Genomic DNA, 15361 nt, shown 5'->3' on the forward strand with positions numbered 1-15361 from the left:
CGCCTCCCTTGCTGCAAAACATTCGTATCGTCCTGGTCAATACCAGTCATCCGGGCAATATCGGCGGGGCTGCGCGTGCCATGAAGAACATGGGCCTGTCGCGCCTGGTGCTGGTTGAGCCGCGCCTGTTCCCGCACCACGAGGCCGATGCCCGCGCTTCCGGTGCCGGTGACATCCTTGAAAACGCGCAAGTCGTCGCCACCTTGGAAGATGCCCTGGTCGGTTGCAACCTGGTGCTCGGCACCAGCGCCCGCGACCGGCGCATTCCCTGGCCACTGCTCGATCCGCGCGAATGCGGCACGAAGGTGGTCGAGGAAGCCGGGCAGGGCGCCGAGATCGCCCTGGTGTTCGGTCGTGAAGATTCCGGCCTGACCAACGAAGAGCTGCAGCGATGTCATTATCATGTGCACATCCCATCAGACCCTGAGTTCAGTTCGCTGAACCTTGGGGCGGCGGTGCAGGTGTTGAGTTATGAAGTGCGCATGTCCTGGTTGGCGGCCCAAGGTCAGCCGACCAAGGTCGAGAAGGAAGAAGTGGCATCGGTCAAAAGCGCTGAGCTGGCGACCATGGATGAGTTGGAGCGATTCTACGAGCACCTGGAGCAAACCCTGGTGGCCATCGAATTCCTCGATCCGGAAAAACCACGGCACTTGATGGCGCGCCTGCGCCGGTTGTACGGACGCAGCTCGGTCAGCCGGGCGGAAATGAATATTTTGCGTGGCATCCTCACGGAAACCCAAAAAGCGGCCCGTGGTGAGCTTCTTAAGCGGAAGGATTAATGATGTTTGAGCGTTTGCGTGAAGATATCCAGAGCGTATTCCATCGAGACCCGGCGGCGCGTAACGCTTTTGAAGTCCTGACTTGCTATCCCGGTATGCATGCCATCTGGATTCACCGTCTGTCGGCCATGCTGTGGCGCGCAGACCTGAAATGGCTGGCGCGGCTGGTGTCGAACTTCGGTCGCTGGCTGACCGGGATCGAGATCCATCCGGGGGCCAAGGTGGGTCGACGTTTCTTCATTGACCATGGCATGGGCATTGTCATTGGTGAAACCGCCGAAATCGGCGATGACGTGACCATTTATCAGGGCGTGACCCTGGGTGGTACCAGCTGGAATAAAGGCAAGCGCCACCCGACGCTGGGTGATGGCGTGGTGGTGGGTGCCGGCGCCAAGGTGCTGGGGCCGTTCACGGTGGGTGCGGGTGCCAAGGTCGGCTCCAACGCCGTGGTGACCAAGGAAGTACCGCCGGGCGCCACTGTGGTGGGGATTCCGGGGCGGATCATCGTCAAGCCCGACCAGGAGCTGGACGCCAAGCGCAAGGCCATGGCCGAGAAGATCGGTTTCGATGCCTACGGTGTGACCGAAGACATGCCGGACCCGGTGGCTCGCGCCATTAACCAGCTGCTTGACCACCTGCAGGCGGTCGATGGGCGTCTGGAGGGGATGTGCGGGGCGTTGAAGGATCTGGGCAGTAATTACTGTGCGAAAGATCTGCCTGAGCTGCGCGAAGAAGACTTCGCCTGTGTGAAGGACAAGGATCAGAGTCAGGCCAGCTAGACCGCGTCGACCCCTTCGCGAGCTAGCCCGCTCCCACATTTGAAATGCATTCCAATGTGGGAGCGGGCTTGCTCGCGAAGAACGATAACGCGCAATTGCTGGCTGTTCACCCCCAGCCTTTGCTATGATGCGGCCGCTCTTTTGCGGGTAAACCTGACTAAAGTACTAGGTCTTATAGTTGACTTAAATACTCGGGAATTGCATACTCGCCTCATTCCGAACTCCGTGGTAATTGTCCATGCGACTGACTACAAAAGGCCGATACGCCGTGACCGCCATGCTCGACCTGGCGTTGCACGCGCAGCACGGGCCCGTGTCCCTGGCCGATATCTCCGAGCGCCAAGGCATCTCCCTGTCCTACCTTGAGCAGCTGTTCGCCAAATTGCGCCGCAGCAATCTGGTGTCCAGCGTTCGCGGTCCAGGCGGCGGCTACCAGCTGTCTCGCGACATGCAAGGTATCCAGGTCGCCCAGGTGATCGATGCGGTGAACGAATCGGTCGATGCGACCAAATGCCAGGGCCAGGGTGATTGCCATCAAGGCGACACCTGTCTGACCCACCACTTGTGGTGCGATCTGAGCCTGCAGATTCACGAATTTCTGAGCGGTATCAGCTTGGCTGACCTTGTGACTCGCCGTGAGGTGCAAGAAGTAGCCCAGCGTCAGGATCAACGCCGTTGCAACAGCAAGGCGCCACGCCTGGACAAGATTGAAGCGTCCGCCGTCGAATGACAGCCAGAGAGCTAGCGGCACGCCAGCCAGCCTGATTTAGGAGATAGTCCATGAAATTGCCGATTTACCTTGATTACTCAGCGACTACCCCGGTTGATCCGCGTGTCGCGCAAAAGATGAGTGAATGCCTGCTGGTCGACGGAAACTTCGGTAACCCGGCGTCCCGTTCCCACGTGTTTGGCTGGAAAGCCGAAGAGTCCGTCGAAAACGCCCGTCGTCAGGTGGCCGACCTGGTCAATGCCGACCCGCGCGAAATCGTCTGGACCTCCGGTGCCACCGAATCCGACAACCTGGCAATCAAGGGTGCGGCACATTTCTATGCCACCAAAGGCAAGCACCTGATCACCACCAAGATTGAGCACAAGGCTGTCCTGGACACCATGCGCCAACTGGAGCGTGAAGGCTTCGAAGTGACCTACATCGAGCCTCGCACCGACGGCCTGGTCACTCCAGAGATGATCGAAGCCGAACTGCGCGACGACACCATCCTGGTGTCGGTGATGCACGTGAACAACGAAATCGGCACCGTCAACGACATCGCTGCGATCGGTGAACTGCTGCGTTCCAAGGGCATCCTGTTCCACGTCGACGCCGCCCAGTCCACCGGCAAGGTCGAGATCGACCTGCAGAAGCTGAAAGTCGACATGATGTCGTTCTCCGCCCACAAGACCTACGGTCCTAAAGGCATCGGCGCCCTGTACGTAAGCCGCAAGCCGCGCGTACGTATCGAAGCGACCATGCACGGCGGCGGTCACGAGCGCGGCATGCGTTCGGGCACCCTGGCGACCCACCAGATCGTCGGCATGGGCGAAGCGTTCCGTGTGGCCAAGGAAGACATGGCTGCCGAGAACGTGCGCATCAAGGCCTTGAGCGACCGTTTCTACAAGCAGGTCGAGCACCTGGAAGAGCTGTACGTCAACGGCAGCCTGACTGCCCGCGTTCCGCACAACCTGAACCTGAGCTTCAACTACGTTGAAGGCGAGTCGCTGATCATGGCGCTCAAGGACCTGGCGGTTTCGTCCGGTTCGGCCTGCACCTCGGCGTCCCTGGAGCCTTCGTACGTACTGCGCGCCCTGGGCCGCAACGACGAACTGGCACACAGCTCGATCCGCTTCACCTTCGGCCGTTTCACCACCGAAGAAGAAATCGATTACGCCGCGCAGAAAGTCTGCGAGGCCGTTACCAAGCTGCGCGCTCTGTCGCCGCTGTGGGACATGTACAAAGACGGCGTCGATATCTCGAAGATCGAGTGGGCGGCACACTAAATATAGAAGCCGCCAGATACAGCTCCTGTAGCGACGCGGCGACTGACGCAGCGCAGCTACAGGGTCTCAAGAGCGGCCCTGATGAGTGAGGATTAGAATCATGGCTTACAGCGAAAAGGTCATCGACCACTACGAAAACCCGCGTAACGTCGGCAAGATGAATGCCGAAGACCCGGATGTCGGAACCGGCATGGTCGGCGCCCCGGCATGCGGCGACGTGATGCGCCTGCAGATCAAGGTCAACGAAGCCGGCATCATCGAAGATGCCAAGTTCAAGACCTACGGCTGCGGTTCGGCCATCGCTTCCAGCTCCCTCGCCACCGAGTGGATGAAGGGCAAGACCCTGGACGAAGCGGAAACCATCAAGAACACCCAGCTGGCTGAAGAGCTGGCCCTGCCGCCAGTGAAAATCCACTGCTCCGTGCTCGCCGAAGACGCCATCAAGGCTGCCGTTCGCGATTACAAGCAGAAGAAAGGCTTGATCTGACTTTCAGTTTTTGGCGACGAGTAAGGAGTCACCGATGGCTATCAGCATGACAGAAGCGGCTGCTCGACACGTGCGGCGCTCCCTCGACGGGCGCGGCAAGGGTGAAGGGATCCGCCTGGGTGTTCGCACCACAGGCTGTTCCGGCCTTGCCTACGTGCTGGAGTTTGTCGACGAGGTGGTTGCAGAGGACCAGGTGTTCGAGAGTCACGGCGAGAAAGTGATCATCGACCCGAAGAGCCTGGCCTACCTGGACGGCACCGAGCTCGATTTCGTCAAGGAAGGGTTGAACGAAGGCTTCAAGTTCAACAACCCCAACGTGCGCGGTGAATGTGGCTGCGGCGAAAGCTTCAACATCTGAGGCTTGTCGTGGGTACTCCTTGTCATTTCGCTTTATTCGAGCTGCAACCGAGTTTCAACCTGGATCTCGACCAGCTGGCTACGCGCTACCGTGAGTTGGCGCGCAGTGTTCATCCGGACCGCTTTGCCGACGCTTCCGAGCGGGAGCAGCGGCTGGCGCTGGAGCAATCCGCGAGCCTCAACGAGGCCTACCAGACGCTCAAGAGCCCACCCAAGCGCGCGCGTTACCTGCTCGCCTTGAATGGTGGCGAGCTGCCGCTGGAGGTCACGGTGCATGATCCGGAATTTCTGCTGCAACAGATGGAGTTGCGCGAAGAGCTCGAAGACCTGCAGGACAGCGCCGACCTCGATGGCGTCGCCGTCTTCAAGCGCCGCCTGAAGGCTGCCCAGGATGAACTGAACCAAAGCTTCGCAGCTTGCTGGGACGATGCCGTGCACCGCGAACAGGCCGAACGCCTGATGCGGCGCATGCAGTTCCTCGACAAGCTCACCTACGAAGTGCGCCAGCTGGAAGAGCGCCTCGACGATTAACCCAGTGCCGCTCCGGTCGCACGCCTGATATACAGATAAGTCCTGATAACGATGGCCCTACTGCAGATCGCCGAACCCGGCCAAAGTCCTCAACCGCACCAGCGTCGTCTGGCTGTGGGAATCGACTTGGGCACTACCAATTCGCTGGTCGCTGCATTGCGCAGTGGTCTTTCCGAGCCTCTGGCCGACGCGCAAGGGCAGGTTATCCTGCCGTCCGCCGTGCGTTACCACGCCGATCGCGTCGAAGTTGGCGAATCCGCCAAGCTGGCGGCCGCCACCGATCCCCTGAACACCGTGCTGTCGGTCAAGCGCTTGATGGGCCGTGGTCTGTCCGACGTCAAGCAGCTGGGTGATCAGCTGCCGTACCGCTTTGTCGGTGGCGAGTCGCACATGCCGTTCATCGACACCATCCAGGGCCCGAAAAGCCCGGTGGAAGTGTCCGCCGATATCCTCAAGGTCCTGCGTCAGCGCGCTGAAGCGACCCTGGGCGGCGAGCTGGTCGGCGCGGTGATCACCGTTCCGGCCTATTTCGACGACGCCCAGCGCCAAGCTACCAAGGACGCGGCCAAACTGGCCGGCCTCAACGTGCTGCGCTTGCTCAATGAGCCGACCGCAGCAGCAGTGGCCTACGGTCTGGATCAGCATGCCGAAGGCCTGGTGGCGATTTATGACCTGGGCGGCGGCACCTTCGATATCTCTATTCTGCGCCTGACCGGCGGTGTCTTCGAAGTCCTGGCTACCGGCGGCGACAGCGCCCTGGGCGGCGATGACTTCGACCACGCGATCGCTGGCTGGATCATCGAGAGCGCCGGCCTGTCCGCCGATCTCGACCCGGGCGCGCAGCGTCAACTGCTGCAAACCGCCTGCGCGGCGAAAGAAGCGCTGACCAATGCTCCGTCGGTCGAAGTGGCTCACGGCGACTGGAAAGCCGAGCTGACCCGCGAAGCCTTCGATGCCCTGATCGAGCCGATGGTCGCACGCAGCCTGAAAGCCTGCCGCCGTGCGGTACGTGATTCCGGTGTCGAGCTGGAAGATGTGCATGCGGTGGTCATGGTCGGCGGTTCGACCCGCGTACCGCGTGTTCGCGAAGCCGTGGCTGAAGCCTTCGGTCGTCAGCCGCTGACCGAAATCGACCCGGATCAAGTGGTGGCCATCGGTGCCGCGATCCAGGCCGATACCCTGGCCGGCAACAAGCGCGATGGCGATGAACTGCTGTTGCTGGACGTGATTCCGTTGTCCCTGGGCCTGGAAACCATGGGCGGCCTGATGGAGAAGGTGATTCCGCGCAACACCACCATCCCCGTCGCTCGGGCCCAGGACTTCACGACCTACAAAGACGGCCAGTCGGCCATGGCGATCCACGTGTTGCAGGGCGAGCGCGAGCTGATCAGCGACTGCCGCTCCCTGGCGCGCTTCGAATTGCGCGGTATTCCGGCGATGGTCGCCGGTGCGGCGAAGATTCGCGTGACCTTCCAGGTCGATGCCGATGGTTTGCTCAGTGTTTCCGCCCGCGAACTGGGTTCGGGCGTGGAAGCCAGCATCCAGGTCAAGCCGTCCTACGGCCTGACCGACGGCGAAATCGCCAAGATGCTCAAGGATTCGTTCCAGCACGCCAACGACGACAAGGTTGCCCGCGTACTGCGTGAGCAGCAAGTCGACGCCCAGCGCCTGATCGAAGCGGTGCAGGCGGCTCTTGAGGCTGACGGCGAGCGTTTGCTCGACGCCGACGAGCGCCTGGTCATCGACTTGCAGGTGCAGGAACTGACCGAACTGATGAAAGGTACCGATGGTTTCGCCATCGAGCAGCAGACCAAGCGTCTGTCGCAAGTGACCGACGCCTTTGCTGCCCGCCGCCTGGACTCGACGGTGAAAGCCGCGCTGGCGGGGCGCAACCTGAATGAGATTGAGGAATAACGATGCCGCAGGTCATTTTTCTGCCACACGAAAAGTTTTGCCCGGATGGCATGGTCGTGGAGGCTGAGCCAGGTATTTCCATCCTCGAACTGGCTCATGAACACCATATCGAGATGGAAAGTGCCTGCGGCGGCGTCTGTGCCTGCACCACGTGTCACTGCCTGATTCGCGAGGGTTTTGACTCGCTGGAAGAAGCTGACGAGCTGGAAGAGGACTATCTTGATCGGGCCTGGGGGCTTGAGCCTGTGTCCCGCCTGGGCTGCCAGGCCAAGGTCGGCACCGAAGACCTGACCGTTGAAATTCCGAAGTACTCGCTCAACCACGCAGCCGAAGCGCCGCACTGATTCAAGGAATTGTCATGAGTCTCAAGTGGACTGATGTGCTGGAAATCGCGATCCAGCTGGCTGAAAGCAAGCCTGAGGTCGACCCTATGTCGGTCAACTTCGTCGATCTGCGTAAATGGGTGATGGAATTGCCCGAATTCGACGACAAGCCTGAGCATTGTGGCGAAAAGATCCTGGAGGCCATTCAGGCCCACTGGATCGAAGAACGCGAGTAGGAGCTGACTCGCGAAGCGAGGCTGCGATCTTTCCGGTGCCACTTGAATCTCAAGCGAAAGGCCAGGATCAAAGGATCGCAGCCTTCGGCAGCTCCTACAGAGCGGGCGACCTGTACACAGTTAGGCAATACCCAAGAACCCGCGTATAATTCGCGGGTTTAATTTTTCGCAAATTACCGTTTCTGGAGTTACACCATGGCTGTTCAACGTACTTTCTCCATCATCAAGCCTGACGCCGTTGCTAAAAACGTGATCGGCAAGATCACCACTCGCTTCGAAGACGCTGGCCTGCGCGTTGTAGCTTCGAAACTGAAGCAACTGTCCAAAGCCGAAGCCGAAGGCTTCTACGCTGAGCACAGCGAGCGCGGTTTCTTCGGCGACCTGGTTGCCTTCATGACCTCCGGTCCGGTTGTTGTTCAGGTTCTGGAAGGCGAAAACGCTATCGCTCGCAACCGTGAGCTGATGGGCGCTACCAACCCTAAAGAAGCAGCTGCCGGCACCATCCGTGCTGACTTCGCTGAATCGATCGACGCCAACGCTGTACACGGTTCGGACTCCGAAGCCGCTGCCGCTCGCGAAATCGCATACTTCTTCGCAGCTACTGAAGTAACCACTCGCTAAGCATTGGCTTAAGAGTGAAGGTGAATCCATGACTACATCGACTGTAAAAACCAACCTGCTGGGTCTGACTCAACAGGAAATGGAAAAATTCTTCGACTCAATCGGGGAGAAGCGTTTCCGTGCCGGTCAGGTAATGAAATGGATTCACCACTTTGGCGTCGATGATTTCGACGCCATGACGAACGTCAGCAAGGCCTTGCGCGAAAAGCTCAAGGCTGTTGCTGAGGTCCGTGGTCCGGAAGTGGTCAGCGAGGACATCTCCAGCGACGGCACCCGTAAGTGGGTGGTGCGCGTGGCGTCCGGCAGCTGCGTCGAGACCGTGTACATTCCCCAGGGCAAACGCGGCACCTTGTGCGTTTCGTCCCAGGCAGGCTGTGCCCTGGATTGCAGTTTCTGCTCCACCGGCAAGCAAGGCTTCAACAGTAACCTCACCGCCGCCGAAGTCATCGGCCAGGTGTGGATTGCCAACAAATCCTTTGGCAGCGTCCCGGCAACCGTCGACCGTGCCATCACCAACGTGGTGATGATGGGCATGGGTGAGCCGCTGCTGAACTTCGACAACGTCGTCGCGGCCATGCACCTGATGATGGACGACCTGGGCTACGGCATCTCCAAGCGCCGTGTGACCCTGTCGACCTCCGGCGTGGTGCCGATGATCGATGAGCTGTCCAAGCACATCGACGTCTCCCTGGCGTTGTCCCTGCACGCACCGAATGACGCATTGCGTAACCAATTGGTGCCGATCAACAAGAAGTATCCGCTTAAGATGCTCCTCGAGTCGTGCCAGCGCTATATGTCGTCCCTGGGCGAAAAGCGCGTGCTGACCATCGAGTACACCTTGCTCAAGGACATCAACGACAAGGTCGAGCACGCGGTCGAGATGATCGAGTTGCTGAAAAATATCCCGTGCAAGATCAACCTGATCCCGTTCAACCCGTTCCCGCATTCCGGGTACGAGCGGCCGAGCAACAACGCCATTCGCCGGTTCCAGGATCAGCTTCATCATGCCGGTTTCAACGTCACTGTTCGCACCACCCGTGGTGAAGACATCGACGCGGCCTGTGGTCAATTGGTAGGGCAGGTGCTGGATCGCACCCGTCGCAGCGAACGTTATATCGCCGTGCGTGAACTCAACGCCGACAACGATATGGCGTCGAACGCTGCGAAGTAATCAAGAGAGGATCTCCATGTCCCTGCGCTTTGCGCTGCTTTTGCTACTGGCCAGCCTCTGTGCTGGCTGTGTGCTTTCGGGCGACTACAACCCGATGAAGACCAGCAAAGGCCGTGACGAGGCGCGCGATGCCTACGTGCAGCTGGGCATTGGTTATTTGCAACAAGGCATGACTGAGCGCGCCAAGGTGCCCTTGAAAAAGGCACTGGAACTGGACGCCGCCGACCCGGACGCCAATGCGGCGCTGGGGCTGGTATTCCAGGCTGAAATGGAGCCCGACCTGGCTGACCAGCATTTTCGCAAGGCGCTGTCTTCCCGCCCCACCGATGCGCGAATCCTCAACAACTACGGCAGTTTTCTCTTCGAGCAGAAACGTTACAAGGAAGCCTACGAGCGCTTCGAGCAGGCCGCCGCCGATACCCTGTATCCTGAGCGTTCACGCGTGTTCGAGAACCTGGGCATGACGGCCTCGATGCTCGGCCAGCGCGAGTTGGCCCAGCAACAACTGGAAAAAGCCCTGCGCTTGAATCGACAACAGCCTCGTGCATTGCTGGAAATGGCTGAGTTGTCTTACGAAGACAGGCATTATGTGCCCGCGCGTGACTATTACGATCGTTTTAGCCTGCTTACCGAGCAAAATGCACGTAGTCTATTGCTCGGCATTCGCCTGGCCAAAGTGTTTGATGATCGCGACAAGGCCGCCAGTGCTGGCCTGCAATTAAAACGACTCTATCCCGGTACACCGGAATATCAGCAATACCTGTCGGAGCAATGATGAAAGCGGCGCATCCTGAAGTTGTAGCAGCGAATCGCGTTAACCCCGGTGAGACCTTGCGCCAGGCCCGCGAAAGCAATGGCTGGTCGCTGGCCGAAGTGGCCCTCAAGCTCAACCTGACCGTCAGCTCCCTGAGCAATCTGGAAGCCGGTGCTTTCGACAAGCTGCCGGGGCACACCTTTGCCCGCGGTTACATTCGCACCTATGCCAAATTGCTCGGCATGGACCAGGCCGTCCTGGTCCAGCAGTTCGACCAGTCCACCGGTACCGATTCCAAGGGCAGCAACGTGCACAGCCTGGGCCGTATCGAAGAGCCGGTGCGTGTGTCCCATACCATCCTGCGCATTGTCAGCCTGTTGCTGCTGGTGGCCGTGGTGGGTGGCGGTTTTGCCTGGTGGCAGGACCAGACTTCGCAGCGCACCAAGGATGTGGTCAGCCTGACCCCGGAACACGTTGAAGTAGAAGGCGCCGACGGCACCACCCAGATTCATCCGCTGGACGAGCCGGAAGACCAGGCTGTCGCGGAAGGTCAGACGGATAATGCAACGGCCCTGGCTTTGCCACAGGCCGAAACCGCGACCCCGGCACCGGCTGAAACGCCAGCGCCTGTTGCGCCAGCTGCCGCTCCTGTCGTCGCCACACCTGCAACGTCAGCGCCGGCTGCTCCTGTCGCTGCAGCACCGGCTGCTCCAGCTGTGCCAGCGCCAACCGCTGCCGCTCCAGCGCCAGCAGCGCCTGCTGTTGCAGGCCAGGGCCAGGTGCAATTGCAGTTCACCGCCGATTGCTGGACCCAGGTGACCGACGGCGCCGGCAAGGTGCTGTTGAGCGGTCTGAAGCGTAAAGGCGATAGCGTTTCCGTCAGTGGCAAGCCGCCGTTTTCCGTACGCCTGGGCTACGCCCGTGGCGCTCAGGTCAGCTACAACGGCCAGGCGGTCAATGTCGCTCCGTTCACCAGTGGCGAGACTGCTCGCCTGAAGTTGGGTCAATAAGTCATGCACGGCGAATCTCCAATCAAACGTCGCGAATCACGCAAGATCTGGGTCGGTAACGTTCCTGTTGGCGGCGATGCGCCCATCGCTGTGCAAAGCATGACCAACAGCGACACCAACGACGTCGCTGCGACCGTTGCCCAGATCAACCGTCTGGAAGCCGCGGGCGTCGATATCGTGCGGGTGTCCGTGCCGGACATGGACGCCGCCGAGGCCTTCGGCAAGATCAAGCAGCTGGTCAAAGTACCTTTGGTTGCCGATATTCACTTCGACTACCGTATCGCGTTGCGCGTAGCCGAACTGGGCGTCGACTGCCTGCGGATCAACCCGGGCAACATTGGTCGCGAAGACCGCGTGCGCGCGGTGGTCGATGCCGCCCGTGACCGCGGCATTCCGATCCGTATCGGCGTGAACGCCGGCTCCCTGGAAAAAGACCTGCAGAAGAAATACGGCGAGCCGACCCCGGCCGCGCTGGTCGAATCGGCCTTGCGCCACGTCGAGCACCTCGAGCGCCTGAACTTCCAGGACTTCAAGGTCAGCGTGAAGGCCTCCGACGTGTTCATGGCCGTCGAAGCCTACCGCTTGCTGGCCAAGGAAATCGTCCAGCCGTTGCACCTGGGGATTACCGAAGCCGGTGGTTTGCGTTCAGGCACAGTGAAATCTGCCGTGGGCCTCGGTATGCTGCTCGCCGAAGGGATTGGCGATACCATTCGCATCTCGTTGGCGGCTGACCCGGTCGAGGAAGTGAAAGTCGGCTACGACATTCTCAAGTCCCTGCACCTGCGTTCCCGTGGCATCAACTTCATCGCCTGCCCGAGCTGCTCGCGGCAGAACTTCGATGTGGTGAAAACCATGAACGAGCTGGAAGGGCGCCTCGAAGACCTGCTGGTGCCGCTGGATGTCGCGGTCATCGGTTGCGTGGTCAACGGGCCGGGCGAAGCCAAGGAAGCCCATATCGGCTTGACCGGCGGCACGCCAAACCTGATTTACATCGACGGCAAGCCGTCGCAGAAACTGACGAATGACAATCTGGTGGATGAGCTTGAACGCTTGATCCGCCAGAAAGCGGCCGAGAAGGTCGAAGCTGACGCAGCGGTTATCGCGCGCGGCTGAGCCCGACTGAGCCGAACGAATTTAAGGATTTAATGTGAGCAAGTCTCTGCAAGCCATTCGTGGCATGAACGATATCCTGCCCGAACAGACCCCCCTGTGGCGTCATTTCGAAGGCACCGTTTCGCGTTTGCTGGATAACTACGGTTACAAGCAGATCCGCATGCCGATCGTCGAGTTCACCGAGCTGTTCAAGCGCTCCATCGGTGAAGTGACCGACATCGTCGAAAAAGAGATGTACACCTTCGACGACCGCAACGGCGACTCCCTGACCCTGCGCCCTGAAGGCACGGCGGCCTGCGTGCGTGCGGTGCTCGAGCACGGCATCACCGGCGGTGGCCAGGTGCAGAAACTCTGGTACATCGGCCCGATGTTCCGCCACGAGCGTCCGCAGAAAGGCCGTTATCGCCAGTTCCACCAGATCGGTGTCGAAGTGTTCAATCTCGACGGTCCGGACATCGACGCCGAGCTGATCGTGCTGACATGGCGCCTGTGGGGCGAGCTGGGCATCCGCGATGCGGTCAAGCTCGAACTCAACAGCCTGGGCACCAGCGAGTCCCGTGGTCGCTACCGTGAAGCGCTGGTCGAGTACCTCTCGGCGCATCTGGACAAGCTCGACGAAGACAGCCAGCGCCGTCTGAAAACCAATCCGCTGCGGGTTCTTGATACCAAGAACGCCGACACTCAAGCGGTACTGGTCGATGCGCCGAAAATGGCCGACTACCTCGACGAAGAGTCCCGCGTGCACTTCGAGGGCCTCAAGGCTCGCCTGGACGCCGCCGGCATTCCTTACGTGATCAACCCGAAGCTGGTTCGCGGGCTGGATTACTACAGCAAGACCGTTTTCGAATGGGTCACCGACAAGCTCGGCGCCCAGGGTACCGTGTGTGCCGGTGGTCGTTACGACGGCCTGGTCGAGCAGATGGGCGGCAAGCCTACTGCCGGCGTCGGTTTCGCCATGGGCATCGAGCGCCTGGTGCTGCTGCTCGAAACACTTGAGCAGATCCCTGAAGAAATCTCCCGTCAGGTCGACGTCTATCTCTGCGCCTTTGGTGAGGCCGCCGAACTGGCCGGCCTGACCCTGGCCGAGCGCGTGCGCGACCAGTTGCCCAACCTGCGCCTGCAAGTCAATGCCGGCGCCGGCAGCTTCAAGAGCCAGTTCAAGAAAGCCGACAAGAGCGGTGCGCTGTACGCACTGATCCTCGGTGACGACGAGATGGCCCAGCAAGTGGTAGGTTTCAAACCCCTGCGTGGCCAGGGCGAACAACAAAGCATTGCCTGGGATGCGCTTGCCGCTCACCTGGCCACCTGCGTCGTGCAGGGTTGAAGCTGTCTTAACAGCCGAATTAGCGATTAAGGAGTATTGGGGTGTCGAGTACCGAAGACGAACAGCTGGCGGATTTTAAGGAATGGTGGTCACGCAACGGCAAGCCCCTGGTTACTGGCGGCCTGTTGGCGCTGGTCATCGTGTTCGGTTGGCAGGCGTTCCAGAAGTATCAGAGCAACCAGTCGCAAGGCGCCTCGATGCTCTATCAGCAATTGCTCGAAACCACGCTGACCCCTGACGGCAAGCCTGATGCGGCGCGTGTTTCGGACCTGGCTGGCAAGCTCAACAGCGAGTTCGGCGGCAGTGCCTACGCGCAATACGGCAGCCTGTTCGTGGCGAAAGTCGCGGTCGACAGCGGCAAGCTCGATGACGCAGCCACCGAACTGAAAGCCATCATCGCCAAGCCGGCCAACCCGGCACTGGGCGAAATCGCCCGTCAGCGCCTGGCGCAGGTACTGGCCGCGCAGGACAAGGCCGATGAAGCCCTGAAACTGCTGGAAGGCGATGCCGACAAGGCGTTCCTGGCCACTCGCGAAGAACTCAAGGGTGACCTGCTGGTGCAGCTGGGTCGTCCCGACGAAGCACACGCGGCGTATCAAAAAGCCAAGGCGGCACTGTCGGACGAAGCGGCGGTCGGTGGCCTGCAAATCAAGCTGGACGACCTGGCCAAAGGGGATGCGTGACGTGATTCGTTGGAAGCATGCAGCATTGCTGGCCCTGGCCATTTTGGCCGCGGGTTGCAGCAGCAACAGCAAGAAAGAATTGCCACCGGCCGAGTTGACCGACTTCAAGGAAGAAGTGGTCCTGCAAAAGCAGTGGAGTCGTTCGATCGGTGACGGTCAGGGCGAAACCTACAACATGCTGGTTCCGGCCATCGAAGGCGATACCATCTATGCCGCCGATGTCACCGGTGTGGTGATGGCGCTGGATCGCAGCAACGGCGACGTCAAGTGGAAGAAAGATCTCGAACTGCCTGTTTCCGGCGCCGTTGGCGTGGGTTACGGTCTGCTGACGATCGGTACGATCAAGGGTGAAATCGTTGCCCTGGACGCCATCAACGGCGAAGAGAAATGGCGCGCTCGCGTGTCCAGCGAAGTCCTCGCACCGCCGGCCAACAATGGCGATGTGGTCGTGGTCCAGACCCAGGACGACCGTTTGATCGGTCTGGATGCCGCCACCGGCAACCAGCGCTGGTTGTATGACAGCACCCCGGCGGTGCTGACCCTGCGCGGTACCAGCGCACCGATCGTGACCAACCGCCTCGCAGTGGCTGGCTTTTCGACCGGTAAAGTGGTCGCTCTCGACATTTCCAACGGCGTGCCGGTGTGGGAACAGCGTGTAGCGATCCCGCAAGGTCGTTCGGAACTGGAACGCGTGGTCGACATCGACGGCGGTTTGCTGCTTTCCGGCGAGACCATCTATGTCGCCAGCTACCAGGGTCGCGTTGCGGCACTGGACCTGCAAAGCGGCCGTCAGCTGTGGCAGCGTGATGCTTCCAGCTACGCCGGTGTCGCCCAGGGTTTTGGCAGCGTCTACGTGAGTCTGTCTTCGGGCACCGTTGAAGGCGTCGACGAGCGTTCCACCACAGCCTTGTGGAGCAACGATTCGCTGGCCCGCCGCCAACTGTCGGCTCCGGAAGTGTTCTCCAGCTACGTTGCAGTGGGTGACCTGGAAGGTTACCTGCACCTGTTGAGTCAGGTGGACGGTCGCTTCGTCGGCCGTGAGCGCATCGACAGCGACGGCCTGCGCGCGCGTCCGCTGGTGGTGGGTGACACGATTTATGTGTATGGCAACAGTGGCAAGCTGGAAGCCCTGACCATCAAGTAAAGGTTTGACTATGCTTGGGGTTAATCCCCCAGGCTGCTTCACCGTTTGTAGGGCTGTAGGAGCAAGCTTGCTCGCGATGGACGTCAACGATTACGTTGGCGATCTGGAGAAACGCGGTGTCCTGGCGTTTTTTGCGAGCA

General features: G+C 60.3%; 18 protein-coding genes. All 18 read left to right on the forward strand.

Translation table 11 applies throughout. The features are described from left to right. Positions 1 to 8 precede the first annotated feature (8 nt). The 18 genes from trmJ to bamB all read left to right on the forward strand — a co-directional run bounded on the left by trmJ (position 9) and on the right by bamB (position 15221). Complete coding sequence (gene trmJ, locus DKB71_RS05670; protein WP_408599841.1) at positions 9 to 779, forward strand: tRNA (cytosine(32)/uridine(32)-2'-O)-methyltransferase TrmJ; 771 nt, start codon at positions 9 to 11, stop codon at positions 777 to 779. Positions 780 to 781: 2 nt separating this feature from the next. Next, positions 782 to 1558, forward strand: coding sequence for a serine O-acetyltransferase (gene cysE, locus DKB71_RS05675; protein ID WP_046820397.1), 777 nt, complete (start codon positions 782 to 784; stop codon positions 1556 to 1558). A gap of 238 nt (positions 1559 to 1796) precedes the next feature. Further along, a complete protein-coding gene (iscR, locus tag DKB71_RS05680; protein WP_007903581.1) occupies positions 1797 to 2288 on the forward strand; it encodes a Fe-S cluster assembly transcriptional regulator IscR in 492 nt (163 codons plus the stop codon). Positions 2289 to 2338: 50 nt separating this feature from the next. Beyond that, positions 2339 to 3553: an IscS subfamily cysteine desulfurase gene (locus DKB71_RS05685; protein WP_034150842.1), complete on the forward strand. Its 1215-nt coding sequence runs from the start codon at positions 2339 to 2341 to the stop codon at positions 3551 to 3553. A gap of 100 nt (positions 3554 to 3653) precedes the next feature. Next, positions 3654 to 4040: a Fe-S cluster assembly scaffold IscU gene (gene iscU, locus DKB71_RS05690; RefSeq protein WP_046820395.1), complete on the forward strand. Its 387-nt coding sequence runs from the start codon at positions 3654 to 3656 to the stop codon at positions 4038 to 4040. A 34-nt stretch (positions 4041 to 4074) separates the two neighbouring features. Further along, positions 4075 to 4398 carry an iron-sulfur cluster assembly protein IscA gene (gene iscA / locus DKB71_RS05695; protein ID WP_003227904.1) on the forward strand — a complete coding sequence of 108 codons (324 nt, stop codon included), beginning with the start codon at positions 4075 to 4077 and terminating at the stop codon, positions 4396 to 4398. Between the two features lie 8 nt (positions 4399 to 4406). After that, complete coding sequence (gene hscB / locus DKB71_RS05700; RefSeq protein ID WP_323605699.1) at positions 4407 to 4928, forward strand: co-chaperone HscB; 522 nt, start codon at positions 4407 to 4409, stop codon at positions 4926 to 4928. A gap of 51 nt (positions 4929 to 4979) precedes the next feature. Further along, positions 4980 to 6842, forward strand: a complete 1863-nt coding sequence (gene hscA, locus DKB71_RS05705; RefSeq protein WP_408599842.1) for a Fe-S protein assembly chaperone HscA — start codon at positions 4980 to 4982, stop codon at positions 6840 to 6842. Between the two features lie 2 nt (positions 6843 to 6844). Then, positions 6845 to 7186 carry an ISC system 2Fe-2S type ferredoxin gene (fdx, locus tag DKB71_RS05710; RefSeq protein ID WP_274077266.1) on the forward strand — a complete coding sequence of 114 codons (342 nt, stop codon included), beginning with the start codon at positions 6845 to 6847 and terminating at the stop codon, positions 7184 to 7186. Positions 7187 to 7200: 14 nt separating this feature from the next. Next, on the forward strand, positions 7201 to 7401 hold the full coding sequence (iscX, locus tag DKB71_RS05715; protein WP_274077265.1) for a Fe-S cluster assembly protein IscX: 201 nt from the start codon (positions 7201 to 7203) through the stop codon (positions 7399 to 7401). Positions 7402 to 7596: 195 nt separating this feature from the next. Continuing rightward, a complete protein-coding gene (ndk, locus tag DKB71_RS05720) occupies positions 7597 to 8022 on the forward strand; it encodes a nucleoside-diphosphate kinase (protein WP_024014216.1) in 426 nt (141 codons plus the stop codon). 28 nt (positions 8023 to 8050) lie between these two features. Next, positions 8051 to 9193: a 23S rRNA (adenine(2503)-C(2))-methyltransferase RlmN gene (gene rlmN / locus DKB71_RS05725; protein WP_274077264.1), complete on the forward strand. Its 1143-nt coding sequence runs from the start codon at positions 8051 to 8053 to the stop codon at positions 9191 to 9193. A 16-nt stretch (positions 9194 to 9209) separates the two neighbouring features. Continuing rightward, positions 9210 to 9968, forward strand: coding sequence for a type IV pilus biogenesis/stability protein PilW (gene pilW / locus DKB71_RS05730; protein ID WP_408599843.1), 759 nt, complete (start codon positions 9210 to 9212; stop codon positions 9966 to 9968). Beyond that, on the forward strand, positions 9968 to 10957 hold the full coding sequence (locus tag DKB71_RS05735) for a RodZ domain-containing protein (protein WP_408599844.1): 990 nt from the start codon (positions 9968 to 9970) through the stop codon (positions 10955 to 10957). Before pilW ends, DKB71_RS05735 begins: the two co-directional genes overlap by 1 nt. 3 nt (positions 10958 to 10960) lie before the next feature. Beyond that, complete coding sequence (ispG, locus tag DKB71_RS05740) at positions 10961 to 12070, forward strand: flavodoxin-dependent (E)-4-hydroxy-3-methylbut-2-enyl-diphosphate synthase (RefSeq protein WP_003185136.1); 1110 nt, start codon at positions 10961 to 10963, stop codon at positions 12068 to 12070. 34 nt (positions 12071 to 12104) lie between these two features. Then, on the forward strand, positions 12105 to 13394 hold the full coding sequence (gene hisS / locus DKB71_RS05745; protein WP_110660895.1) for a histidine--tRNA ligase: 1290 nt from the start codon (positions 12105 to 12107) through the stop codon (positions 13392 to 13394). A gap of 41 nt (positions 13395 to 13435) precedes the next feature. Beyond that, positions 13436 to 14077, forward strand: coding sequence for a tetratricopeptide repeat protein (locus DKB71_RS05750; RefSeq protein WP_274077261.1), 642 nt, complete (start codon positions 13436 to 13438; stop codon positions 14075 to 14077). Next, positions 14070 to 15221 (forward strand): outer membrane protein assembly factor BamB, encoded by a 1152-nt coding sequence (bamB, locus tag DKB71_RS05755; RefSeq protein WP_408599845.1) that lies wholly within the window; start codon positions 14070 to 14072, stop codon positions 15219 to 15221. Before DKB71_RS05750 ends, bamB begins: the two co-directional genes overlap by 8 nt. Positions 15222 to 15361 lie beyond the last annotated feature (140 nt).

The organism is Pseudomonas sp. PLMAX, from assembly GCF_046042685.1.
Classification (GTDB): Bacteria; Pseudomonadota; Gammaproteobacteria; order Pseudomonadales; family Pseudomonadaceae; genus Aquipseudomonas; species Aquipseudomonas putida_AE.

What these genes read in the sequence shown, in the direction of transcription:
- cysE (WP_046820397.1), top strand. Translation starts at nt 782, where the DNA reads ATGTTTGAGCGTTTGCGTGAAGATATCCAGAGCGTATTCCATCGAGAC.
- iscR (WP_007903581.1), top strand. Translation starts at nt 1,797, where the DNA reads ATGCGACTGACTACAAAAGGCCGATACGCCGTGACCGCCATGCTCGAC.
- DKB71_RS05685 (WP_034150842.1), top strand. Translation starts at nt 2,339, where the DNA reads ATGAAATTGCCGATTTACCTTGATTACTCAGCGACTACCCCGGTTGAT.
- iscU (WP_046820395.1), top strand. Translation starts at nt 3,654, where the DNA reads ATGGCTTACAGCGAAAAGGTCATCGACCACTACGAAAACCCGCGTAAC.
- iscA (WP_003227904.1), top strand. Translation starts at nt 4,075, where the DNA reads ATGGCTATCAGCATGACAGAAGCGGCTGCTCGACACGTGCGGCGCTCC.
- hscA (WP_408599842.1), top strand. Translation starts at nt 4,980, where the DNA reads ATGGCCCTACTGCAGATCGCCGAACCCGGCCAAAGTCCTCAACCGCAC.
- fdx (WP_274077266.1), top strand. Translation starts at nt 6,845, where the DNA reads ATGCCGCAGGTCATTTTTCTGCCACACGAAAAGTTTTGCCCGGATGGC.
- iscX (WP_274077265.1), top strand. Translation starts at nt 7,201, where the DNA reads ATGAGTCTCAAGTGGACTGATGTGCTGGAAATCGCGATCCAGCTGGCT.
- ndk (WP_024014216.1), top strand. Translation starts at nt 7,597, where the DNA reads ATGGCTGTTCAACGTACTTTCTCCATCATCAAGCCTGACGCCGTTGCT.
- rlmN (WP_274077264.1), top strand. Translation starts at nt 8,051, where the DNA reads ATGACTACATCGACTGTAAAAACCAACCTGCTGGGTCTGACTCAACAG.
- pilW (WP_408599843.1), top strand. Translation starts at nt 9,210, where the DNA reads ATGTCCCTGCGCTTTGCGCTGCTTTTGCTACTGGCCAGCCTCTGTGCT.
- DKB71_RS05735 (WP_408599844.1), top strand. Translation starts at nt 9,968, where the DNA reads ATGAAAGCGGCGCATCCTGAAGTTGTAGCAGCGAATCGCGTTAACCCC.
- ispG (WP_003185136.1), top strand. Translation starts at nt 10,961, where the DNA reads ATGCACGGCGAATCTCCAATCAAACGTCGCGAATCACGCAAGATCTGG.
- bamB (WP_408599845.1), top strand. Translation starts at nt 14,070, where the DNA reads ATGCGTGACGTGATTCGTTGGAAGCATGCAGCATTGCTGGCCCTGGCC.